This is a genomic window from Metabacillus sp. YM-086, assembly GCF_048059995.1.
In the GTDB taxonomy this organism is placed as follows: Bacteria; Bacillota; Bacilli; order Bacillales; family Bacillaceae; genus Metabacillus; species Metabacillus litoralis_B.
This window is the reverse complement of the sequence record NZ_JBLUOI010000049.1, coordinates 16094-40292: the sequence shown is the minus strand read 5'-3', so window position 1 is coordinate 40292 and position 24199 is coordinate 16094. Positions and strand designations below refer to the sequence as shown.

The window sequence follows — 24199 nt, the reverse complement described above, 5'->3', positions numbered from 1 at the left end:
TTGGCTCGGTAGCTCAGTTGGTAGAGCAATGGACTGAAAATCCATGTGTCGGCGGTTCGATTCCGTCCCGAGCCACCTTTTATTTATTTTAAATTAAATTTAACGCCGGTGTAGCTCAATTGGTAGAGCACGATCGAATATGCTTCGAAGCTTTTGCTTCAGCACACAAATCGAGCTGCTACTTGAATAATCTCTCTGAGATTTGGGTGACTGGTAAGTAAGATAGAACTTAATATACATCTATAATGACGCCGGTGTAGCTCAATTGGTAGAGCAACTGACTTGTAATCAGTAGGTTGGGGGTTCAAGTCCTCTCGCCGGCACTCTCATATATGGAGGGGTAGCGAAGTGGCTAAACGCGGCGGACTGTAAATCCGCTCCTTAGGGTTCGGCAGTTCGAATCTGCCCCCCTCCACCATTTATAGGGGCATAGTTTAACGGTAGAATAGAGGTCTCCAAAACCTTTGGTGTGGGTTCGATTCCTACTGCCCCTGCCAATTATAAAAACTTGATGGCGATTGTGGCGAAGTGGTTAACGCATCGGATTGTGGTTCCGACATTCGTGGGTTCGATTCCCATCAGTCGCCCCATTTATATATATCAGATATGATAGCTTAGTAATTATAAATGCAGAAAAGCAATTGGAAGTCGACGATATTTCGCGATTAGGATTTATGTAGCATATTCAAGGAAGCCTATTCTTGAAGCTAATTCAATGGGCTATAGCCAAGCGGTAAGGCATCGCACTTTGACTGCGACATGCGTTGGTTCGAATCCAGCTAGCCCAGCCATTTTTATTAACACTTTTTAGTTCTATTGCATAGGCTAAACCATATAGATAAAGTAAGATGCGGAAGTAGTTCAGTGGTAGAACACCACCTTGCCAAGGTGGGGGTCGCGGGTTCGAATCCCGTCTTCCGCTTTTAGTTTTAGTGATGGCGGCATAGCCAAGTGGTAAGGCAGAGGTCTGCAAAACCTTTATCACCGGTTCAAATCCGGTTGCCGCCTCCATTCATTTAACACCCTTGCCGGGGTGGCGGAACTGGCAGACGCACAGGACTTAAAATCCTGCGGTAGGTGACTACCGTACCGGTTCGATTCCGGTCCTCGGCACCATTTATTGTGTACTTAATCCTTTGCCAGTGTGGCGGAATTGGCAGACGCGCACGACTCAAAATCGTGTTCCTTCGGGAGTGTCGGTTCGACCCCGACCACTGGTATCAAAACACAATCATTACTTAATACAATAGTAAAAGACAAGACAACGAATATCGTCTTGTCTTTTTTTGTGCTGTTAAAGAGGAAACAAGATTGTCAAAGAACAATACCAAACATAGCTGATTCCATCCAAATATGTTAATGAACATTACAAAATATCTTATAACTAATACTCAGTTATTACGAACCTTTTTCAAGTGAAAGCGTTTGATGAATTTTATCATAGGTCTAATTAAGAATAGTCCACTGCCCACGATAAACATCCAGATAGCATAAGTTTCAAATGAATCCCAAAGAAAGAGCACACTACCAACCAGAAAGCAAAGGGCGATAAACACATCATTAAGGTTATAGAAAAATTCATAGCGTTCGTTAATAATAATTTCATGATGGCCAATTTGTATATCAATGTAATTAGACTTATGATCCACTTTCATTCTATCATCTCCCTCCTAGTAATATTCCCGATGTGAAGTTCATAAAACACTTGCGCCGACAAATAAAAAACCTCCCCATTTTCCCAAAGAAAACAAGGAGATTATTCTACTATCCTATAAAACTTTGCTATCCTCTTTAATAAAGCTTTCAACTGCAAATGCAGAGACTCCTAGTACAGTAGAGTACTGCTCAAGCTTTGAAAAGTCTAATTGTAGCTCATTTTGATGATGGGTAAGTGTATGATTTTCAATAGTGGTCTTGATTGGCTCTTCTATCCATTCTCTAGCTAAAGCTAATCTGTTTCCGATAATAACCTGATCTGGGTTGAAGGTATTGATGATATTGTTAATTCCAATTCCAAGGTATTTACCGATTTCCTTGAAAAGGTCTTGGGCGGTTTGATCGTGATTTTTTGCTAGTTCTAAGACAGTTTCGATGCTACTTTCAGCTTGCTCTAGTAGTGCATGTTCTGATGCGTATGCTTCCCAACAACCTTTGCTGCCGCAGTTGCATGGCTTACCGTTCATGTCTATAATCATATGGCCCATTTCACCAGAGAATCCATTTTTACCTTGATATAGCTCTCTATTTAAAAAGATACCTACACCAATACCGATACCTGCACTTATATAGACCATATTTTCGTAGTCTTTTCCTGCTCCGAATTTTTGCTCACAGAATGCTCCAGCGTTGGCTTCATTTTCGACTATTACAGGCACTTCGAATAACTCTTCTAAGTCTAGTTTTAAGTTAGTGTTTTTCCAGCCTAAGTTAGGTGCCAGAAGGACTGTTCCTTCTTTGTTAACAATTCCTGGTACACCTACACCTATGCCTACAACACCATATCGACTTTGAGGCATTTCAGTCATTAGGGACTGAATCATACTTTTTACAAGATTCATAATAGTAGGGTAAGGAGTTAGGGTGACTGCGTGATTTTTTTCAAGAACTATGTTGCCTTTTAAGTCAGTTAATACAGATAATACATAATTTGCACCGATATCAATTCCAATCGCATAACCTGCAACTTTATTAAAATGTAGAATAACAGGACGTCGTCCACCACTGGATTCTCCTGGTCCAGATTCGTAGATAAGTTCTTCTTCTAGTAATTCATTCACTAAAGATGAAACGGTTGCTTTGTGTAGACCGGATATTTGGGCAATATCGGCTCTTGAAATGGGTTCTCTGTGCATAATAAGTTGTAGTACGAGAGCTTTATTATTTTTTTTCACAAGATGCTGATTCCATGTAATCGTTTCCACTTTTAAAAACTCCTTATCTGATCTTCATTTATTTTAACACTAAACTTAGTTTGTTGGATATACAAACTTAAAATTCGGTGTTATAATGAACCACAGTATGAAGGAGCTTATGAAACAGAGAAATGAAATCGCTTAAATAATGACGCATAAGCCATAAGTTTAAAGTAACTAGCATTTACTCTATTTAAATTTTGGGAGTGGGGAACAAAATGCCAAAAAACATGTTTTTTAATGCACATCATTCACCTATCGGAGCCTTTTCAAGTTTCACACTTGGATTCTATGGAAATGGGGGAGGTTTGGATTTAGAACTTGGCCGTTCACCGAAGAAAAATGTTTATGTAGGCGTTGAGACGATCGATCAGGAAGGGATGTATCAGGCGCTTCCTTTTTTTGAAGTAGAAGATGACGAAAGTAAGCGCTATGATATTGAAAATATGGATCCAGATCCAGATAAACCACGCATCATTATTCCTTATTCAAAAGATGAAATTCAACGTGACTTTCAATTAGGAACAGACACTTGGAGAGCTGGGGACTTATCCTTTACAATCTATACCCAAGCTCAAACTGTACCGGAACCATCTTCTGAAACAGATGATGAGTTGAAGAAGACTATCATTCCAGCTGTATGGGCTGAATTAACAGTCGATAATACAAAAGGAACCAAGAGTCGCCGAGCTTTCTTTGGGTATCAAGGAAGTGACCCCTATAGCTCCATGCGTCGATTAGATGATACATGTGAGGGGATTGCGGGGATTGGTCAGGGGCGTTTAACAGCAATAACATCAGATAACCCAGAGGTAAAGTCTGCTCTTCACTTTAGTATAGAAAATATTTTAACAACTCCATTTAAAGAGAACTGGACTTTTGGTTTAGGACCTGTTGGTGCACTAGTCATGGATGTTCCTGCTGGTCAAAAAAGAACGTATAAATTTGCCATTTGCTTTCATCGTTCAGGTTATGTAACAGCTGGGATGGATGCTTCTTACTACTACACACGATATTTTTCGAATATCGAATCTGTAGCAGCTTTTGCCTTAGAGAACTTTGATGAATTTGCAAGCCGCGCAAAAGAGGCTAATAGATTGGTAAGTAATACAGAATTATCGGAAGACCAAAAATTCATGATGATTCACTCCATTCGAAGCTATTATGGCTCAACTCAATTATTGGATGCTGACGGTGAAGCATTCTGGGTTGTGAACGAGGGCGAATATCGAATGATGAATACCTTTGACTTAACGGTTGACCAAATCTTTTTTGAATTGAAAATGAATCCTTGGACAGTTAAAAATGAGTTAGATATGTTTGTCAAACGCTTCAGTTATGAAGATAAAGTTCGTTTTCCAGGTGTTGCAACTGAATATCCAGGCGGAATCAGTTTTACCCATGACATGGGAGTAGCCAATACAATTTCAAGACCACATTATTCTTCCTATGAGTTATATGGATTAGATGGATGTTTTTCTCACATGACATATGAACAACTGGTTAACTGGGTTCTTTGTGCATCAGTTTATGTGGAGCAAACAGGAGACAAAAAGTGGTTAGAGGATCATTTAGATATTTTCGTTCGCTGCTTTGAAAGTATGTTGAATCGTGATCATCCTGAAGCTGATAAACGAGATGGAATAATGGGATTAGATTCCACACGTGTTATGGGAGGAGCAGAGATTACTACTTATGATAGTTTGGATGTTTCACTTGGTCAGGCTAGAAATAATATTTATCTAGCAGGGAAAACATGGGCATCTTATGTAGCACTTGAGAAACTGTTTAGAGAAAATGATCTAACAGAACTCTCAAAAGAAGCTGGTGGTCAAGCCGAAAAATGTGCAGCTACGATTGTTTCTCAGGTTACACCTAATGGATATATTCCAGCTGTAATAAAAGAAGGTAATGATTCTAAAATCATTCCTGCTATTGAAGGGCTAATTTTCCCATATTACACAAATAACCATGATGCACTGGATCCTAATGGACGATTTGGAGCATATATTCAAGCGTTACAAACTCATCTGAAAACAGTATTAACAGAGGGAATTTGCTTGTTTGAAGACGGAGGATGGAAAATCTCGTCTACTAGCAACAATTCTTGGCTAAGTAAAATTTATCTATCTCAGTTTATTACTCGTGAGATTCTTGGTTGGGAATGGGATGAATCAGGGGCGAAGGCAGACGCAGCTCATGTAGCATGGCTAACACACCCAACATTATCAGTTTGGAGCTGGAGTGATCAAATTATCTCCGGTGAAATTGCTGGCAGTAAGTACTATCCACGTGGAGTCACTAGTATCTTATGGCTTGAAGAATCCAAAAAAACGGCTGAACTAGTGTCAAATACTCAAGAAGTTTAATAGATTTGTGCTGGGTCTCTTTTTATTCTAAAAGAGGGACCGGTACATGGTTTTACTAAGAAATAAAATTTTTTTACCAATATCTTAGTTTATCGAATAGACAAACTAAGTATAGAGTGATATAATCTGATTAAAGAAAGGTTACAGATTAATAGATGATAAAAAATCTATTGTAAGCATTTACATATGTGTTTGTAACCTATTACTAAACCAACTACTAGGAGGAATAACCCGATGGCTTATTTCGAGACAGTTAACAAAATTCAATATGAAGGTGCAAGATCTACAAATCCTTTTGCATTTAAGTATTATAATCCTGAAGAAAAAATTAACGGTAAAACAATGGAGGAAATCCTTCGTTTCTCAGTTGCATACTGGCATACATTTACTGCAGATGGATCTGATCCATTTGGTGTAGGTACAGCAATCCGTCCTTGGAACCATTTAACAGGGTTGGATTTAGCGAAAGCACGTGTTGAAGCAGCTTTCGAGCTTTTTGAAAAATTAGATGTTCCATTCTTTGCTTTTCATGATGTTGATATTGCTCCAGAAGGTAGCACGTTAAAGGAAACAAATGAAAACCAAGATGTTATTGTAGCGATGATTAAAGAATACATGAAAACTAGCAAAGTAAAATTGCTTTGGAATACAGCTAACATGTTCACGAATGCAAGATACGTACATGGTGCAGCAACTTCTCCAAATGCAGATGTGTTTGCTTACTCTGCAGCAAAAGTTAAAAAAGGTCTAGAAGTTGCGAAAGAGCTTGGTGCAGAAAACTATGTATTCTGGGGTGGCCGTGAAGGATATGAAACACTACTAAATACAAATATGAAGCTTGAGCAAGATAACTTAGCACGCTTCTTCCACATGGCAGTAGACTATGCAAAAGAAATTGGTTTAGAAGTTCCTTTCTTAATTGAACCAAAACCAAAAGAGCCAACAAAACATCAGTATGATTTTGATGTTGCGACTGGATTAGCATTCTTACAGAAATATGATTTAACAGATCATTTCAAATTTAATATTGAAGCTAACCATGCTACATTAGCTGGACATACATTTGAGCATGAATTAAGAACAGCTCGTATTAACGGTATGCTTGGTTCAGTTGATGCAAACCAAGGTGATACACTTCTTGGATGGGATACTGATGAATTCCCAACTGATCTATATACAAACACATTAGCTATGTATGAAATCCTGAAAAATGGTGGCCTAGGTAAAGGTGGATTAAACTTCGATGCGAAGGTAAGACGTGGATCATTCGAAGCTGACGATCTATTCCACGCTCACATTGCAGGTATGGATGCATTTGCAATCGGATTAAAAGTTGCAAACAAATTAATCGAAGACAAAGTACTTGATAGCTTTGTTGAAGAACGTTATAGCAGCTTCACTAAAGGAATTGGATTAGATATTGTTGAAGGAAAAACAAACTTCCATGAGTTAGAAAAATATGCTCTTCAATTAACAGACATTAAGAACACATCTGGTAGAACAGAGCGTCTTAAAGCATTAGTAAATCAATATATTCTTGAAACTCTTTCTGGAGTAACTGTTTAATAAGTAATTTAATGATGAAAAAATGAGGATGTCTCACTAACAGTATAAGACCCTACAAACACATAAAAGGCTTAATATATAGTCTTTTATGTGGGTGGTCAGGTACTTATGAGCCATCCTCATTTTTATAGAAAAGGATGATACTAGATGAAATACGTTATTGGTGTTGATCTTGGAACAAGTGCAGTTAAAATCTTACTAGTAAATCAGAATGGCGACGTTTGCCAAGAGGTATCAAAGTCATATCCACTTATTATTGAAAAATCGGGTTACAGTGAACAAGATCCAGAGGAATGGGTGGATAAAACAAGAGCTGGTTTAGCTGAACTGATCAATCAATTTGATGGGGATGTAAAGGATATCGAGGGAATCAGCTTTTCAGGGCAAATGCATGGTCTTGTTTTACTTGATAGTGAAAATCAAGTGGTTCGTAATGCTATTTTATGGAACGATACACGAACAACGAAACAATGCCAAGAGATTTATGAAGCTGTTGGGACAGAACGTTTATTAGAAGTAACAAAAAACCCTGCATTAGAGGGCTTTACTTTACCGAAGATTCTTTGGGTAAAAGAGAATGAGCCAGAGAATTTTGAACGTTCTAGTGTATTTTTGTTACCGAAAGATTATCTACGTTTCCGTATGACAGGGGCTTTACATATGGAATACTCTGATGCTGCAGGGACGTTATTGTTAAATGTAGCAGAACGCAGCTGGAGTAACGAAATAGTAGATAAATTCAATCTTCCTTCAAACTTCTGTCCTCCGTTAGTGGAATCTCATGCTCTTGTTGGTACTGTAACAGCAGAATATGCACAACAAACAGGACTAGCTGATACAACAAAGGTTTTTGCAGGCGGTGCAGATAATGCATGTGGCGCAATTGGCTCTGGGATTTTATCAGAAGGAAAAACTTTGTGTAGCATCGGAACATCTGGTGTAGTGCTTTCTTACGAAGAGAGAAATGATTTGGATTTTGAAGGTAAGGTTCATTACTTTAATCATGGTGAGGAAAACGCCTATTATACAATGGGAGTAACCCTTGCAGCGGGGTATAGTTTAAGCTGGTTTAAAGATACATTCGCAAAGAATGAAGCATTTGAACAATTTTTAGAAGGGATTGATGAAGTACCAGCAGGAAGTAATGGCTTGTTGTTTACTCCATATATCGTTGGTGAAAGAACTCCTCATGCTGACTCAACGATTCGTGGGAGCTTTATTGGAGCCGATGCTGCTCATGAACGTAAACATTTTGTTCGTGCTGTGCTTGAGGGTATCACATTTTCATTAAATGAATCTATTGAAATTTTTAGAAACAGTGGAAAAAATATTGATTCGATCATTTCCATCGGTGGTGGAGCGAAAAATGATACATGGCTACAAATGCAGGCTGATATTTTCAATGCGAAAATTGAAAAATTAACAAGTGAACAAGGCCCAGGGATGGGAGCAGCCATGCTAGCAGCATATGGTTGTGGTTGGTATTCTTCTTTGAAAGAATGTGCTGAAGAGTTTATTCAACCATCAAAAACATATGATCCTATTCCTGAAAATGTAGAAGTCTATCAGAAATTATTTAAAGTGTATCAACAAGTCTATACTCAAACTAAGGAAATGAATGAGCAGTTAAGAGAGTTTAGAAAGTGATCAAATACACCGGTTTGTACTATTGAAGAAACAGTCACGATAACTTTCTTCTTTTAGGATATTAGCCTCAAGTGGTCATTACAAAATATGGTTTCCTAAAGAATAATAGATGAAAAGCCACTCAAGTTTTCACTTGAAGGCTTTTCTTATTTTACATTCATGAAAAATATAAGGAGGGTAAACATTGAAACTTAAGCAAAATCAAAAACTTCTATTTATTGGCGATTCCATAACAGATTGTGAACGTGTGAAGCCTGAAGGTGAGGGATTGTTTAATGCCCTTGGCAAAGGCTATGTATCGTATATTGATGGGCTACTTCAGGCTGTTTATCCTGAGTTGGGTATTCGAGTCGTTAACAAAGGAATTAGCGGAAATACAGTAAGAGATCTGAAAAACAGATGGCAGAAGGATGTACTTGAACAAAAGCCTGATTGGTTAGTTATCATGATTGGGATTAATGATGTATGGCGTCAGTTTGATACACCATTTATTAAGGAAGGTCATGTGTATCTTGATGAATATAGAGATACGCTTAGGAGGCTTGTAACTGAAACCAAGGCTCACGTAAAGGACATTGTCCTTATGACACCTTTTTATATAGAAAATAATGAGCAAGATCAAATGAGGCACTTGATGGATCAATACGGTCTTGTTGTAAAGACAATTGCTGAGGAAACAAACTGTCTATTTGTTAATACCCAGGAGGCTTTTCAGGTTGTATTAAAAGAACTTTATCCAGCAGCACTAGCTTGGGACCGAGTTCATCCTTCTGCTGCAGGTCATATGGTTCTTACCCGTGCATTTTTAAAAGCAATAGATTTTGACTGGAATCGACCATAGTAGTTGCATTTATAGCTTACAAATATGAAGGAGGGGACGTAATTGGCTGAAAAATTAATGATTAACGAGGTGTCCACATCGGAAAAGCTAATTGCTATTACATTTGACGATGGACCAAACCCATTCTTTACTCCACAAGTACTAGATATTTTTTCAGAAGTAGATGGGAAAGCAACCTTCTTTATGATTGGTGAGCAAATAGAGAAGTGCCCAGAGCTTGTGAAGACGGCTTTTGAACTTGGACATGAAATAGGAAACCATACATACACACATCCTAAATTATCACAATTAAATCGTGAGGATTGCTTTGGAGAGATCGAACGAACCGAGAAATTAATAGCGGAATTAGTTGGGCATAAGCCTGTTGTTTTTCGGCCTCCTTACCTTGATTTCAATGATGAAACTGTATCTGTTTTAAATCAGATGGGATATCCAATGATTGGAGCTTTAAATATGGAAGCGAAAGATTGGGAGATGCCCGGTGTAGACTTTATTTTAGAGAAAACAAGGTATTGTGTGAAAAATGGTAGCATTCTTATTTTTCATGATGGCTACGAAGATCGCTCACAAACGGTAGAAGCTGTACGTATACTTGTTTCTGAATTAACGTCTCAGGGGTATAAGCTTGTTACGGTTAGTGAGTTATTAAACCACTCATAGGCAGGGTGAAAATTTCGGCTAGTATCCATTTTTGTAATATAGTGAACATAGCAACTGTTACAGAACAAATTTATCTACTAGAGTATAGAAAAAACAATAAGTAATTCAGTTAATTGAATAAAACTAATCTAAAATTTTAGTATTTTAAGTATATGTTAACGTTTTCATTAAAATGAGTTATAGTTATTAAAATGATCTAAAACAAAGGACGAATCAATTATGCTCACAAAGTTAAAAAAATGGAATACGTTACGAAATCAAATATTAGTTGTCTTTTTAGTGGTTATGGCTGTGGTGCTATTGATTGTTAGTCTCTTAACATTTAATCAGGTTTCTACTTTATTAAAAAATAATGCTGATAAACAAATTCACCAAACAGTATCTGAGGCAAATGGGAGATTAGAATCTTTATATAAACAGATAAGTACAGCCTCTAAATTTGTTATGACAAATTATAATATACAGAGGATTTTGACGAAGAGTTTTGAAGGGGAAGAAATTTCTTTTACTGAGCGGCAACAAGTAGAGGGGATTGTTAACACGATTCAAGCAAATACAGATGGGATATTTTCTTTTGAACTATATACAAGTGATTTAAAAAGTTTATTACCAATACCAAAAGATAATGCAACTTTATTTTCTAGAATCGATGCAAGATGGATAAATCAAGCAGATGATGCTAACGGGGGATTAGTATGGATAGGTGATGACCCAAGTAATTCTGATAATATTCTCGCCCTAAGAAGAGTGAATCTTATGGGAAAAGACTATGCAAATGGTGGTTATTTACTTATTAGTATTTATCGGGATTATTTTGAATTTGCTAATCAAGATAAGTCAAATCAATCCAATCAGTATTCAATTCTATTAGATCAAGCCTTAAAGCCTATTCTTTCAAACTACCAACATTCTATTGATCCAATTATAAAGAATAATGATCCAACGATCACTTTAGCAAACCAGGAATATATGGTAACAAAGCAGACATCCAATGAAACTGGCTGGACACTAGTTATTTTAACACCTATTAAAGCTTTAACTGAGGGTATTAGTGTGTTGCGCACAGGTATTATCATTTCTGGGGTTATTGGATTTATTATCTTTTTTATAAGCTCCTTATTTCTATCAACGTTTATTACAAGTCCTATTATTAAACTAACAAAAACGATGCAGCAGGCAAGCTCAGGGTCTTTGACGATGAATCCTAGTGTAACGACCGTAAATGAAATAAATGAACTAAATAGTACGTATAATCAACTAGTTAAAGAAACAAATCATCTTATAAAAATGGTTTATCAAAAAGAAATTACCCGAAGTCGAAGTGAATTAAAGGCATTACAAGCCCAAATAAATCCACATTTCCTTTTCAATACCTTGGATGCTCTGAAGTGGGAGCTTGAGGATAAAGAACAGGAAGATTTGGCTGAGTTTGTTGTTGCTATGTCTGAATTGTTTCGATATACCATTACAAAACAAACAGACGGAGATTGGGTAACAATGAAAGAAGAACTTCAGCATATCGAAAACTACATGGAGATTATGAAAATGCGCTTTGGAGACCATGTAAATTGGATTATGACAATCCCAAAAGAGCTTGAGCAGGTGAAAATACCAAAGCTATTAATTCAACCCTTAGTTGAAAATGCTGTTTTACATGGAGCTGGAAATAAGGTAGATCCATGTACGATATCGATTTCTGTACAGTCAATGGAGGACAAAGAATATCTTCAAATACTTGTAGAGGATGATGGGCCGGGAATAAACGAAGAAAACCTGGCTGTCATTAGACGTACCATGCAATCAGGAGAGGTTTCTTCAATTAAAAAGGGGACTGGAATTGCTATTTCCAATGTACACAAGCGTCTTGAATTATATTATCAAGATCGTTTACAAAGTGGACTTACCATAACGAGTGAGGAAGATAGTGGGACAAGGGTTTCATTTATCATACCTGTTAGCGGGGAGGAAGTACGATGATTCATTTAAAGACAATTCTAATTGTGGATGACGAACCTAGAACACGTCTTGGGCTACAGAAAAATTTAAATGCTTGGGCAAATGGAAACTATGATGTGTTAACAGCTTCTAACGGGGAAGAGGCAATTGGGATTATGACAAATCAACGGGTTCATATTCTTATTACCGATATCCAAATGCCAGAGATAACAGGCTTAGAATTACTTAAAATCGCAAAAGAACAGGATATCCATCCTGTTATCATTGTGATTTCAGCGTATTCTGAATTTAAATATGCCCAGGAAGCTCTTCGTTTAGGGGTTATTAATTATCTGCTAAAACCAATTAGTAAAAAAGCTTTAATTGAGGCTGTTGAGGATGCTGTGCAGACAGTTGATAAGCAGGAGCGAGCAGGAATGATTGAAAAGGTAGTGGATAAAAAGCTTGTTACTGCAGATACTCAAAACTCAACAAATCCTGAAGCAATCAGGGAGGCAATTGAGTATATCAATCAAAACTTGAAAAATGAATTATCTCAAAAGGAAGTAGCGGATCATGTTCATTTAAATCCAAGCTATTTGAGTGTTTTGTTTAAAGAGCATGTTAAGCTCACATTTAGTGAATATGTCACGAGAAGAAGAATTCAACGAGCAAAGGAACTGTTGATTTCTACCCATTTACCTATCTATGATATTGCGGAAGAATCTGGTTATAAAACCCCAAAATACTTTATTAAGATATTCAAGGAAATAGAAGGTATGACACCCAGTGCATACCGAAAAAACAACAATGAAAGGGCTTTCTAAAAATAGTGGTATTTTTCCTAATCGTTGTGACCTATTTTTCAGAATGATCTGACTGTACACTATAAATGTAAGTTAAATAAAACTAAAGTCATAGGGGGTAATTAGTTTGTTTAAAAAGAAAGCGGTTGCAGTTGTTATGTCTGTTCTTATGCTTGTTTCTTTAGCACTTGCAGGTTGTTCTTCCTCAAGTTCTTCAGAAGAAGGTGGTAGTGGTAGTGCAGATGAAAAGAAAGTAATTAAATTTATGCATTTATGGCCTGAAGGAAGTTCAAATGCTCAGTTTTCAATTGTAAAAGATATTATTACTGAATATGAAAGTGAACATGACGTTAAAATTGAAACAGAAATTTTAAACCCTGATCAATACAGAGAAAAGCTTAAAGTTCTTGCTTCATCAAATGAGTTACCAGATATCGGTATGACTTGGTCTGATGGATTCATTCAACCTTATGTTGAAGGTGATATGTTAGCTCCACTAGACGATATCGTTGAAAGCAGCAATCTTAAAGATGCTTTTATCCCAGGTGTAAAGGAATCATACGCAGTTGACGGAAAAACTTATGGTCTTCCTTTAGAATTAAATATTTCATATGTTTTCTATAACAAGGAAATCTTTGAAAAGTACAACCTAGAAGTTCCAAAAACTTTCGAAGAATACAAGAATGTTGTAAAAACATTAGCTGATAATGGAGTTACTCCTGCTACTGTAGGTGCAAAAGATGGTTGGCCAGCATCATTCTGGTTTATGTACATGGCAGACCGCATTGGTGGTTCTACAATCTTAACTGATGTTATTGATGGAAAAGCGAAATTTGATGATCCTTCAATTGTAAAAGCAGCAGAAGAAATTCAAAATCTTGTAGATATGGGTGGATTCGTAAAAGGTGCTAGTGCGTTATCAAATGATGATGCAAAAGGTTATTTCATGAACGAACAAGCAGCAATGTTCTTAACAGCTACTTGGGAATTACCAAACTATACAACTAGTCCAGATGTCACACAAGAGTTTAAAGATAAAATCGGTTACTTCAAGTTCCCAACTTATGAAGGCGGTAAAGGAACTGAGATTAATAGCTATGTAGGTGGTCCTGGTGTTGGATTATTCGTAGCGAAAGATTCAAAGGTTCAAGAAGAAGCTAAAGATTTCACTGCATTCTTAGTTGAAAAATGGGGAGAAAAAGCTGTAACAGATGCTGGTGTTATTCCTGCAACAAAAGTTGATACATCTAGTTTAGATCTTGCTCCAATGTATATTGACATCTTAAAAGATTTAAGTGAAGCATCAAATGTTACAACTTATTTTGATACTCAATCAAGCCCAGCTGTTTCTGAACTACACCATGATTTAGTAACTGCTCTATTTGGAAAACAAGTAACTCCGGAAGAATTTGTTAAACAACATGCAGATGAGCTTGCAAAAGAGCAAAAATAATACGAATCATTGAATTGAAGTAGAGGGCATGTGAATTGCCCTCTACTGTTTTGAAAGTATCTTTAAAAACCCTCGAACCTATTGAAAATACTTAGTCTACATTTGATTAAGAAGGGAGTATAAGAAATGAAAAATGTAATGTCGAACAAACTAGTAATCAGCCTTTATGTACTTCCTGCTTTGCTGCTTATTCTTCTATTAATTTATATCCCAATTGTTTTAACTGGCTATTATGGTCTTATGGACTGGAACGGCATAGGTGATATGACTTTTATTGGTTTAGAAAACTATATTGAATTAGTAAAAGATAAAATGTTCTGGCAAAGTACATGGCATTCTATTTTACTAGGAATCTTCTCGACTATTAGTCTTGTTGGGTATTTAATTTTATCGCTTATTTTAGCAAGTAAAATTAAAGGAGCTAACTTTTTAAGAAAGATCTACCTTATTCCAATGTTATTATCTTCTGTTGCAATTGGTCAATTATGGGCAAAAATGTTTGATCCAACAAATGGAATGATTAACAGATTATTAGTCATGCTAGGTGTTGATAATCCACCAGTTTGGTTAGCGGATGCGAACATTGTTTTATATGCACTCTTTATTCCAATAGTTTGGCAATATGCTGGGTTTTATATCATTATCTTCTATGCAGCATTGAAAAACGTACCAGAAGAACTTATAGAAGCGGCTAAAATTGATGGAGCTACACCAATTCAAATTGCTTATAAAATCAAGGTGCCTTTAATTTCAGGTGTTATTAAGGTAATGGTCATTTTAGCAATCGTTGGTTCTTTAAAATACTTTGATTTAATCTTTGTTTTAACTGGCGGTGGACCAAACGGTGCCAGTGAGGTTATGGCATCCTATATGTATAAGGAAGCATTTAGTAAATATAACTTTGGCTACGGAAGTGCAATTGGATTTGGATTATTAATTATCTGTCTTGTGATGACATGGTTGATTCAAAAATTACTTTCTTCAAAAGAAGATATATACTAGGAAAGGGGAGTAACAACAATGTCAAATGTTTTAAATGAAACACAAAAAAATACGACCCTATCTGCTAATTATAAAACAAATAAATCACTTGGAAGAAGAATTGGATATGGAGTTCTTTACTTAATTCTAGGGATCATTGCAATAGTCCAAGTGTATCCGTTAGTCTGGTTATTTATGTTTTCACTAAAAACTAATCAAGAGGTATTTGGCATGTCCCCATTTGCACTACCACAAGATCCACAATGGGGAAACTATGTTAAGGCTTGGACAACAGGTAATATCGATGTCTACTTTTTTAATAGTGTACTATACACAATATTAGCCGTTATTATCACTGTTATTCTTGCTAGCTTTGTAACATTTGCTATTACAAGAATGTATTGGAAACTAAGTGGATTAGTGCTTGGTTTGTTTATGGCAGGATATATGATTCCGCTACATTCAACATTAATTCCATTATTTAATATCTTTAAATCAGTTAATCTAATTGATAATCCAATTGCAATTATTTTGTCGTATGTAGCGTTTAATTTACCAATTACAATCATGATCTTAACAGGTTTTTATAGATCAATTCCAAGGGAGATTGAAGAAGCAGCTGTTATGGATGGATGCTCTATTCATAGAATCTTCTTCCAAATCACACTCCCAATGACGGTGCCTGTTCTTTCAACAACTATCATTATTAACATGATTTACAACTGGAACGAATTTGTATTCGTAAATACCTTCTTAAGCTCTGATAAATGGAAAACCATTACAGTTGGGGTAAACAACTTTGTTGGGCAATATTTAACAGATTGGGGAGCAATTGGTGCAACATTAATGATTAGTATTATCCCAGTATTAATTGCTTATTTCATATTAAGTGATCGAATTGTTGAAGGAATTGCAGCAGGTTCAGTAAAAGGGTAATAGTGGGGCTAACTCGAATAGGAGTTGGCCTTTTTGCCGAAAAAAAAAGGTATTTAAAGATATCGTTAAGGCTTCAGCAGAAATGTTGGGGCCTTTTTTCATGAAGTTAAAGGAAATCTACAATCTTGGGGAAGGTCATTTAAAAGCTATGGAGAACTATTATGGACATGATGTATTATACATATAGGTTTATTGTATAATTGGAAAATATTAGACTGCTATAAAATTATGTATTATTTTCCCTATAAATATATTACGATATACGAAGAGTCATAGAAAGGAAGTTTAAATTGAATAAGAAAAGGTTATATATTTTAATTGGTATTTTCATTATTGGAATAAGTATTTTCCTTTTAAATTATATTGAATCTAATAGAAATGATCGTGTCAATGGTTCTTTTTCAAGCAGTTCAGTTAAGGATGAAAAATCAACTGATACAGAAGAAACTGAAGAAAATAGTGAATTTGATCAAAAGGCTGGAGAATTAGTTGAAAAACAATTTTCTTATTTTCAATCCATTGTTAATGGTCAGTTTTTTGTTCAGTCCAGACAAAATGGCCCTCAAGATCAGTATCCGGAAGATTGGGTCACAGAGAGTGTTAAGAATGAACTACAAGAACGAGTTTCAGAAATTGATGAACTATTACCTGAACAATTAGATTCCAGTAATTCTGTTGCTCAAGATTTGCTGCAAGTATTAATTCGAATAAATCAGGCATATAGTCAATCTGAAAGTCAGAAAAATATATACCATGTTTATAGGATTTTATATGAGTTAAATAGTGAATTAAATGATTATGAACTTGAAGAAGGTATGTTTGATCCAGAAAATGATTGGTCACAGGTATTTAGCGAAGTGGAAGAAGAGCAGCAGGAAGTAAAAAGTGAAGCAGAATTACAGGTAGAAATCGAATCAGCATTAGAGGCTGAGCATGAGGATGAACAAACTACAGAGTGATACGCATTAAACGACTCTTATAAACAAACAACAGCTAATAACGAAAATAAAGCTTCTTGGTTGGGAATGAAGCTTTATTTTTTTCTCTTCTTTTGTAAGGGATTTAATCATATACTCTGTATTTAAAAGTATGACATTCATTATAGATATGTTCGAAAAAACTAAGTTTTAAGGAGATCTAAAGTCATGAAGGAAGAATTAAAGTACATAGGGCAAAAAATTGTTGAGAATGACTTAGAACTTGCAAAAAAAGTAGTTTTTCAAAAGGATACCGTTCTTATGAAGCAGATTGAATTGTCGAAGATGCCAATAGCAGAACGTATCAAGTATAGAGCCACTCTCATTCGTTATTTTGGTGAGGCTCTTTATGGTAACCTTGATGAGATAAGAGAAAAGGTGATCTGTTGGGGAAGAGAGGCTGCACAAATTGCGATAAGGGATAATATTTCTTTAAGCAGCACATTAAGAGGGATCTATTTATATCGAACTGTTATCTGGGATGCTTTTACTAAAGAGTTAAATAAAAGGGAATTCGCTCCTATTACGATGCTTGATGTTTCTAAAATTATTGATCCGTTATTAGATTTAGTCTGCGGAATTATTGGTGAGGAATTTGAAAAGCATAATCAGAAGTTAATGGATGTAGCTTATACAGCACTTGAGGAACTCTCTGTACCTGTAGTTCCTATTGTAAAAGGTATTGTAGTGCTTCCTATAGTTGGGGCAGTAGATACACATCGTGCAAAATTAATTATGGATATCTCATTACATGAATCTGCAAGATTAGGTGTATCCAATCTAATTTTAGATGTGTCTGGTGTTCCAATTATTGATACAATGGTGGCCAATCAATTATTTCAAGTTGTAAAAGCATTACAATTAACAGGTGTAGAAGTGATCATAACAGGAATTCGCCCGGAAATTGCTCAAACTGTTGTAAAGCTAGGAATTCATTTTGGAGATATTAAGACAAAGGCTACAATGATGCAGGCCTTACATGAACTTGGCATTAAAAAATCCTGAATTAATTAAGAAAGAGGATGAGCAATTAAGCTCATCCTCTTATTTATCTATAAGGATTAGGCCGTACCTCAATTTGCATTAATGATTAGCCACAAATTCTTTGTTTTGATCTTCTGTTTCTTCATCATCGTTATTTGTTGTTCTCAATGGAATCTCTTTAAGGAAAAGAGTGACAATGAAGGCGAGTGAAACAATACCAGCAGATACGATAAATACAGTTGTTAAAGAAGTATTTAAAGCTTCTTTTAATAGCTGGATAAACTGATCAAAGAAAGGAGTCATTTCTACAGGTAATTCTGAGCGAATGGCTTCTAATTGTTCTGTATCCATTAATACTTGTGGATTTTGTAGTTGTGCCATGTTTTCAGCCATTTCTGGAGGTGGCGCAGGAATATTTTCTCCTTGAGTGCTTGCTAACTCATCTGTCATTTTGTTTCCCATAACAGATCCTAATAAAGCAACCCCAATTGTACCTCCTATTTGTCTAAATGTTTGCATCGCTGATGTTGCAACACCAAGGTACTTATGACTCACAGCATTTTGTACAGTGATATTAAACACAGGCATATTGACGCCAAGTCCAATTCCTACAACAATTAATTGAAGAATTAATCGTGTGAGAGTTGATTCAACTTCCAGTGTAGAATTTAACACAAGTCCTACTGCCATAATTATTAATCCAAGAAGGGCAAAAATTTTATATTTCCCTGTCTTCGTAATTAAGTTACCTACAATAATACTCGAGGTAACCATTGAAATGGTCATGACCATTTCAACTAATCCGGAGACTGTCGCTGATTCCCCTTGAACCCCTTGAACGTAAAACGGAACATACATAATTGTACCGAACATTCCCATTCCCATGAGCATTCCCGCTATATTAGATACAGAGAAAACACTATTTTTAAACAAGTAAAGAGGAAGAACAGGGCTTTTCACTTTTAGTTCAATCATGATAAAGGCAATTAAAGATATGATTGTAAGTGAAAATAAGCCAATAATTTCAAATGAAGCCCATTCATACTTATCTCCTGCCCATGTAAACCCTAATAATAATGAAACGATTGTAATTGTTAATGTAATCGAACCAAGAAAGTCAATTGATTCTCTCTCTTTTGCCTTTTGAGATGGATATAATTTAAATATTAAAGCAAAGGCAAAAAATCCGATCGGAAGGAATACCCAGAAAATCCAGTGCCAGTCAAAATTATCAACAATATATCCACCAAGTGTTGGACCGAATAAACTTGAAAGTCCGAATACACCACCAAGAAGTCCTTGCCATCTCCCGCGTTCACGAGGGGCAAACAAATCTCCAACAGTTGTGAACGCACAAGACATAATCATCCCACCACCAAAGCCTTGAAGCCCTCGGTATAGGATTAATTGAAGAATATCATCTGCGGTTCCACATAAAAAGGCACCAATCATAAAGATGGTGATACCAATTAGGATAAATATTTTTCTACCGTATATATCAGACAATTTACCAACTAACATAGCAGTAATTGTGGATGTTAACATATAAACGGTAAATACCCAGTCAAAGTATTCCATTCCACCTATTTGAGAGACGATTTTTGGTAAAGCAGTACCTACGATTGTCATGTTAACTGCAGCAAAAAACATGGCTGACATAATGGCAATCATAATCATAACTTTTTGTCTGTTATCTAAGTGTTCCATTCGTTACCTCCTGTATACAACTCAGTGATAAGAGAGCGAAGCTTTGTTGTGATTTGTGTTAGCCCTTCTTCCTTTTCAAAGTAATGTAAAAGAACATCAATTAAAAAACTTCGAGGCTTTTGGGCCTTTACTTCATCTTTTAACAGATTAAGAGATGAAGTAAGATTATTTTTTGTTTCTTCATTGTGATAGCTACTTATGTAATCTTCGATAATTAAAAATTGATTGTCAATTTCATCCGTTTTAGAGATAGAAGAACTATTAGTAAGGTTTAAAAAGTGTAAAATTCTTTCCTCTGTTAAAAGTGGATTTGGTCTAGTGGTTAACAAATCATTTACTATTGAATCTAAACGATCAACTATATAGGTTGATATAGCTTGAACATTAACTTTTTCATTTTTATTAGCAAGGATGGAGAGGAATTCCTTTATTAATCCTTGTAGAGTTATGGTTAGGTCCCAGCAATATAGATTAATATGATTTCCATATGCCTGCAGAAGGCACTCCTTTTGCCACTGTGTAATTCTGAATCTCATCCTTTGCATTAATAATCTAAAGTCACTGTTTTCAGAAAGCGGCACATCCTTTAACTGCATGAGGATAAAATCTTTTCGCTCAATAAAGTCTTCAATTTGTGTACTTAATTGCTTGAGTAAAAGTTCTCTTGGTGATAATGATTCATCAGTGGAATAACGAAATGCTTTTTGAAACATCATATTTTGGTGATACTCAAACACCTCTATAAATAATTCTTCTTTAGATGAGAACACTTTATATAAAGAAGCTTTTGACATTGAGCATTGTTCCGCAATTTCTTGAACTGATGTTGAGAAATATCCTTTTTTAGAAAAAATTTTAGTTGCAGCATCGATTAATAGCTTCCTCTTTTCGTCCAATATCTACTCACATCCTTTTGAAGAAAACTAAGTGGTTTACATAGAAAACTAATGAGTTCATGGTGAATTTTAGAGTAGAGACAAGCTTAAGTCAAGAATAAATAGTTAATGAAAGAATTACTAATAAAAAAACAGCGATTTCTCGCTGTTATGTTGCCAATGAAAAAGGAAAACTGATGATAAATGTTGTTCCTGCTTTGTCACTTGTTACCTTCATTAGCCCACCGTGATTTTCAATGATTTTCTTTGAAACAGATAGGCCTAATCCAGTACCATCATCTTTTGTTGAGAAAAATGGATCAAATATATGAGGTAAAAGAGAAGGTGGAATACCTTTCCCATTATCACGAAACAAAATCTCAAGATGATGATCAACAACAATTGTCTCAATTGTTATAACCAAAGGTTGATCAGATCTAGCTTGGATAGCATTTATGAATAAGTTCATAAACACCTGTAGCAATTCCTCCTGATCTCCTTTTATCATTGCTTTTGTTGTTGATGAATCAAGGATATATTCCAGCTTTGTGTTATATAGTAATGCCTCACTTTCTAGAAATTTCCCCAAATATTCTTTGAGAAACTTATGCAGGTTGATCATTTGTCTAGAGCTAGATGAAGGCTTTGCAATACTCAAAAAGTCACTAATAATTTTATTTGCTCGATCTATCTCAGGAATGAGAATATCAGTGAAAAGTTGTGACACTTCAGTGTTGGTTTTATCTTTTAGTAATTGTAAATACCCTCTGACTGTTGTAAGAGGATTTCTAATTTCATGTGCGATGCCAGCAGCAATTCTTCCGGCGAGCGCTTGCTTCTCAGCTTCTTTTATGACGTTAAGAAAATAAAAAGTACCTAATACTCGTTTAATCGATCCATCTGTATTCCATAAAATACGAGTATTAATAAGCCCGTAATTTACATCTAGTACTTCTTTATCTTTCATTTCAATACCTGTTCGTATCGTTTCAAGTAGTTCGATTTGATCGTCTGGAAGTTGTAAGAGCTCTCTTATATGTTTACCAATTATTTTATCCCGGTCTACACCTAGATCTTTAGCAGTTTGGAGATTACATAACGTTATGAGTCCATCACCATCAACAAAAACAATATGGTGCGGAACAAAATCAAAGATAGAGGAAAGGAAGAGTTCAGTTTCTGCAAACTGATCGTAAGTGGTTGAAATAATAAATTCATCACGGGTATGTGAATTAGTGTTTGCTTTTTGAATAAGTATTTGTTTGGAGTTACCTTCTTTAGCAACTAACTTGCTATGTTGTTTATTTACATATGTAAACGAAAAAGGAAGTTCACTTAGGAGTTCTTTTAGTAAAGCATTTTCGTTTTTTAATTTTTCAATTTCGAGGTCATGCTTAAGCTCATCTACCATTTTTTTGCTCCTTGTAAGACACATTTGCAATCATTATAAGGTTAGTATATCCTATTCTTTTTTTCAATTGCTAGCTATTGCCCATACCGAATACCATGTCATGCATTAAACAATTGCACCAACACCCATTCGAATTGATTGTTTGCTGAATAGAATAATAAGAAACTTTCTAAAGGTGGTCATACAAATGGGAGAAGTTGAGGAGAAGGTGCATGAACTTGAGATGAAAATTCATGAGCTAGAACAACAAATAGAGCATATAGAAGAATTTCATTCGAATTCTTTGGATGAGAATGATGTAAGAGCTGTTGTTGATGGTCTATTAGCTGAAAAAAATATTGCGACACAAGAAGAAATTGAACGTCAACTCAACAAAAGTCATTTATCATTAATTAAGTGGATTCTTGGTACCGGAGTAAGTATCGGAGCGTTAGTTGTTAGTATCGTTCGGTTTTTGTGATAGATGGATTGAAAAAAGGGCAACATCTTAGTTGCCCCTTTACTATCTATTTCAGTAATGATAATATCCTCTGCCGAAAGGACCGTCATCTAGTACAGCTCCACCTAGAAGCCCTGCACCAAGACCTAGAAGTCCAGTAGTAAGTGGTCCTACACCACCAGCGCCATATCCTCCGAATCCAGGACCATATCCTGCACCGTATCCGTATCCAGCGCCAGGGTAACCGCCGAATCCAGTGCCATAACCACCATATCCTGCGCCATAACCACCATATCCTGCGCCATAACCACCATATCCTGCGCCATAACCACCATATCCAGCACCAGGATAACCGCCGTAACCAGGACCTGCACCATATCCGCCTGTGAAACCACCAAATCCACCTGGATAACCAAAGCGTCCATCTGATAATCTTGCATCTCTATGTCTCATTTCATTTCATCCTTCCCAAATGTTATTTCAGTTTCTCTGTACTATATGTGTTTACCTAGCCACTTGGGAATATGTTTAGCAAGAATGGGCGACCGTCTAATGAAGTGAAGTATGGATGTACGGTCTTATGAAAGGTTTATTGCGGCACACACGTAAGATTTACTGAAACATCTGAAAAAAATATAAAAAGCCTTGATTATCATATTGAAAGATTATATAATGTTAAAGTAAATTATGAAGAATGTTCGACATGCTTCGACAATATTTTCAAAAAGGTATTGCATCACATAAATATACTTGATATAATGTACCTATTCGCGGGTGTAGTTTAGTGGTAAAACCTCAGCCTTCCAAGCTGATGATGAGGGTTCGATTCCCTTCACCCGCTCCATACATAATAATTGGTTACAACGCAGTGTCTCGTTTCTTAGATAAACGATGCATTGCGTTTTTTATTATGTCATTGATTTTGCTATCAAATAATGAAGTAACTCGAAGGGATAAATCCTTCGAGTTACTTGATGATCTTATATGTTGCGTCTCCGCCATGTATTTGTGTAAACATACTAGATAATGCTTGTAATAGTTCTAAAGACCTCTCTTCAGAAAGAGAAGGGTTTAAATAAACAATATGTAAAGCTTCTGTTGTGTTAGATGTTACAGTGGTTCTTTTTGAATCCACATAAGGACTTCCAAATGGACCCTGATGATCCTCTGAAACTAATTTGTTATGAAAAGAAACTTCACGTTCATTGATGGCAAGATAGGTATCCTCTTCACTACCTATCTTGATTTTAACATCCCCAATAAGCTTATCTTTATCATAAATCCCTAGGGGAATTTGGTATTGAAGAGATAAAAAGTTATTTAAGTCTACTGCAGAGTTGAACGGTTGAAGATATTGCTGTTTCTGAACCCGTCGATATAATGCTTCACTTGAAGGGCGGTATCGGTTAGGGTCTGTTCCTATTGCTTTAAATAGTTGTCGCCATTCTAGGATGGCTGGGATATCCGTTACTTTCTTATCAACATAATCAAAATAAAGAGATTCTTGGAATAGCTGTAATCTTCCTTTGAGCATTTGAGGAGAATCTCCAACGTGAATACCCCGATATTCCACAATGCCAATTTTAAAGTCTTTGTTAAGTTGGTTGAGTTGATCTTGAACGGTCATTTCCATTAATTCATACCTCCACAAACATTGAATGTGGTGTTATTTTACCATAGTAGAAGAAAAAACTTAGAAT

20 protein-coding genes and 11 tRNA genes are annotated in these 24199 nt (G+C 35.9%); 24 read left to right on the top strand and 7 right to left on the bottom strand.

All coding sequences use genetic code 11. The features are described from left to right. The first annotated feature begins 2 nt into the window (after positions 1-2). From ACEWK1_RS18830 to ACEWK1_RS18785, 10 genes are all read left to right on the top strand, one after another. Positions 3-75, top strand: a tRNA-Phe gene (locus tag ACEWK1_RS18830). A gap of 175 nt (positions 76-250) precedes the next feature. Beyond that, positions 251-323 (top strand) — tRNA-Thr (locus ACEWK1_RS18825). Positions 324-334: 11 nt separating this feature from the next. Then, positions 335-418 (top strand) — tRNA-Tyr (locus ACEWK1_RS18820). A gap of 5 nt (positions 419-423) precedes the next feature. Further along, positions 424-497, top strand: a tRNA-Trp gene (locus tag ACEWK1_RS18815). A gap of 17 nt (positions 498-514) precedes the next feature. Then, positions 515-590: transfer RNA gene (locus ACEWK1_RS18810), tRNA-His, on the top strand. A gap of 126 nt (positions 591-716) precedes the next feature. Further along, positions 717-791, top strand: a tRNA-Gln gene (locus ACEWK1_RS18805). A 59-nt stretch (positions 792-850) separates the two neighbouring features. Beyond that, positions 851-922: transfer RNA gene (locus tag ACEWK1_RS18800), tRNA-Gly, on the top strand. 15 nt (positions 923-937) lie between these two features. Further along, positions 938-1011 (top strand) — tRNA-Cys (locus tag ACEWK1_RS18795). A gap of 16 nt (positions 1012-1027) precedes the next feature. Beyond that, positions 1028-1116 (top strand) — tRNA-Leu (locus tag ACEWK1_RS18790). Between the two features lie 22 nt (positions 1117-1138). After that, positions 1139-1220 (top strand) — tRNA-Leu (locus ACEWK1_RS18785). A gap of 171 nt (positions 1221-1391) precedes the next feature. On the opposite strand, the gene ACEWK1_RS18780 is transcribed toward ACEWK1_RS18785, so the two are convergent. Then, on the bottom strand, positions 1392-1655 hold the full coding sequence (locus ACEWK1_RS18780) for a YrhK family protein (protein WP_212135986.1): 264 nt from the start codon (positions 1653-1655) through the stop codon (positions 1392-1394). Positions 1656-1769: 114 nt separating this feature from the next. Next, a complete protein-coding gene (locus ACEWK1_RS18775) occupies positions 1770-2921 on the bottom strand; it encodes an ROK family protein (RefSeq protein WP_232273657.1) in 1152 nt (383 codons plus the stop codon). A 209-nt stretch (positions 2922-3130) separates the two neighbouring features. Between ACEWK1_RS18775 and ACEWK1_RS18770 the strand changes: the two genes are divergently transcribed. From ACEWK1_RS18770 to ACEWK1_RS18715, 12 genes are all read left to right on the top strand, one after another. Beyond that, the gene (locus tag ACEWK1_RS18770; RefSeq protein WP_212135987.1) at positions 3131-5281 is read left to right on the top strand and encodes a glycoside hydrolase family 52 protein; all 2151 of its coding nucleotides are present in this window, start codon (positions 3131-3133) and stop codon (positions 5279-5281) included. Positions 5282-5515: 234 nt separating this feature from the next. Further along, positions 5516-6847 carry a xylose isomerase gene (xylA, locus tag ACEWK1_RS18765; protein WP_212135988.1) on the top strand — a complete coding sequence of 444 codons (1332 nt, stop codon included), beginning with the start codon at positions 5516-5518 and terminating at the stop codon, positions 6845-6847. A gap of 147 nt (positions 6848-6994) precedes the next feature. Further along, positions 6995-8494: a xylulokinase gene (xylB, locus tag ACEWK1_RS18760; RefSeq protein WP_212135989.1), complete on the top strand. Its 1500-nt coding sequence runs from the start codon at positions 6995-6997 to the stop codon at positions 8492-8494. Between the two features lie 184 nt (positions 8495-8678). Further along, positions 8679-9335 (top strand): SGNH/GDSL hydrolase family protein, encoded by a 657-nt coding sequence (locus ACEWK1_RS18755; RefSeq protein ID WP_212135990.1) that lies wholly within the window; start codon positions 8679-8681, stop codon positions 9333-9335. Between the two features lie 57 nt (positions 9336-9392). Then, the gene (locus ACEWK1_RS18750) at positions 9393-9995 is read left to right on the top strand and encodes a polysaccharide deacetylase family protein (protein WP_212136570.1); all 603 of its coding nucleotides are present in this window, start codon (positions 9393-9395) and stop codon (positions 9993-9995) included. Between the two features lie 219 nt (positions 9996-10214). Then, entirely contained in the window at positions 10215-11972 is a 1758-nt protein-coding gene (locus ACEWK1_RS18745) for a sensor histidine kinase (protein WP_212135991.1), read from the top strand. Further along, positions 11972-12757 carry a response regulator transcription factor gene (locus ACEWK1_RS18740; protein WP_121665167.1) on the top strand — a complete coding sequence of 262 codons (786 nt, stop codon included), beginning with the start codon at positions 11972-11974 and terminating at the stop codon, positions 12755-12757. The genes ACEWK1_RS18745 and ACEWK1_RS18740 overlap by 1 nt, the downstream gene beginning before the upstream one ends. Before the next feature lie 136 nt (positions 12758-12893). Then, entirely contained in the window at positions 12894-14189 is a 1296-nt protein-coding gene (locus ACEWK1_RS18735) for an extracellular solute-binding protein (protein WP_121665168.1), read from the top strand. 126 nt (positions 14190-14315) lie between these two features. Beyond that, positions 14316-15191 carry a carbohydrate ABC transporter permease gene (locus ACEWK1_RS18730; protein ID WP_121664511.1) on the top strand — a complete coding sequence of 292 codons (876 nt, stop codon included), beginning with the start codon at positions 14316-14318 and terminating at the stop codon, positions 15189-15191. 18 nt (positions 15192-15209) lie between these two features. Then, positions 15210-16106, top strand: a complete 897-nt coding sequence (locus ACEWK1_RS18725) for a carbohydrate ABC transporter permease (RefSeq protein WP_212135992.1) — start codon at positions 15210-15212, stop codon at positions 16104-16106. A 290-nt stretch (positions 16107-16396) separates the two neighbouring features. Further along, positions 16397-17065: a hypothetical protein gene (locus tag ACEWK1_RS18720; protein ID WP_212135993.1), complete on the top strand. Its 669-nt coding sequence runs from the start codon at positions 16397-16399 to the stop codon at positions 17063-17065. Positions 17066-17251: 186 nt separating this feature from the next. After that, positions 17252-18088: an STAS domain-containing protein gene (locus tag ACEWK1_RS18715; protein ID WP_212135994.1), complete on the top strand. Its 837-nt coding sequence runs from the start codon at positions 17252-17254 to the stop codon at positions 18086-18088. 78 nt (positions 18089-18166) lie between these two features. Here the strand turns inward: ACEWK1_RS18715 and ACEWK1_RS18710 are convergent, their stop codons facing one another. The 3 genes from ACEWK1_RS18710 to ACEWK1_RS18700 form a co-directional block, all read right to left on the bottom strand. Then, positions 18167-19774, bottom strand: coding sequence for an MDR family MFS transporter (locus ACEWK1_RS18710; protein WP_212135995.1), 1608 nt, complete (start codon positions 19772-19774; stop codon positions 18167-18169). Continuing rightward, a complete protein-coding gene (locus tag ACEWK1_RS18705) occupies positions 19762-20670 on the bottom strand; it encodes a TetR/AcrR family transcriptional regulator (protein ID WP_162987537.1) in 909 nt (302 codons plus the stop codon). Before ACEWK1_RS18705 ends, ACEWK1_RS18710 begins: the two co-directional genes overlap by 13 nt. Before the next feature lie 148 nt (positions 20671-20818). After that, positions 20819-22060 (bottom strand): two-component system sensor histidine kinase NtrB, encoded by a 1242-nt coding sequence (locus tag ACEWK1_RS18700; RefSeq protein ID WP_212135996.1) that lies wholly within the window; start codon positions 22058-22060, stop codon positions 20819-20821. A 187-nt stretch (positions 22061-22247) separates the two neighbouring features. Between ACEWK1_RS18700 and ACEWK1_RS18695 the strand changes: the two genes are divergently transcribed. Beyond that, the gene (locus tag ACEWK1_RS18695; protein WP_212135997.1) at positions 22248-22520 is read left to right on the top strand and encodes a hypothetical protein; all 273 of its coding nucleotides are present in this window, start codon (positions 22248-22250) and stop codon (positions 22518-22520) included. Between the two features lie 51 nt (positions 22521-22571). On the opposite strand, the gene ACEWK1_RS18690 is transcribed toward ACEWK1_RS18695, so the two are convergent. Then, positions 22572-22952 carry a hypothetical protein gene (locus ACEWK1_RS18690; RefSeq protein ID WP_416636551.1) on the bottom strand — a complete coding sequence of 127 codons (381 nt, stop codon included), beginning with the start codon at positions 22950-22952 and terminating at the stop codon, positions 22572-22574. Positions 22953-23269: 317 nt separating this feature from the next. Between ACEWK1_RS18690 and ACEWK1_RS18685 the strand changes: the two genes are divergently transcribed. Then, positions 23270-23343 (top strand) — tRNA-Gly (locus tag ACEWK1_RS18685). Positions 23344-23466: 123 nt separating this feature from the next. Here ACEWK1_RS18685 and ACEWK1_RS18680 read toward each other — a convergent pair. Continuing rightward, the gene (locus ACEWK1_RS18680) at positions 23467-24132 is read right to left on the bottom strand and encodes a B3/4 domain-containing protein (protein WP_212135999.1); all 666 of its coding nucleotides are present in this window, start codon (positions 24130-24132) and stop codon (positions 23467-23469) included. Positions 24133-24199: the final 67 nt, after the last annotated feature.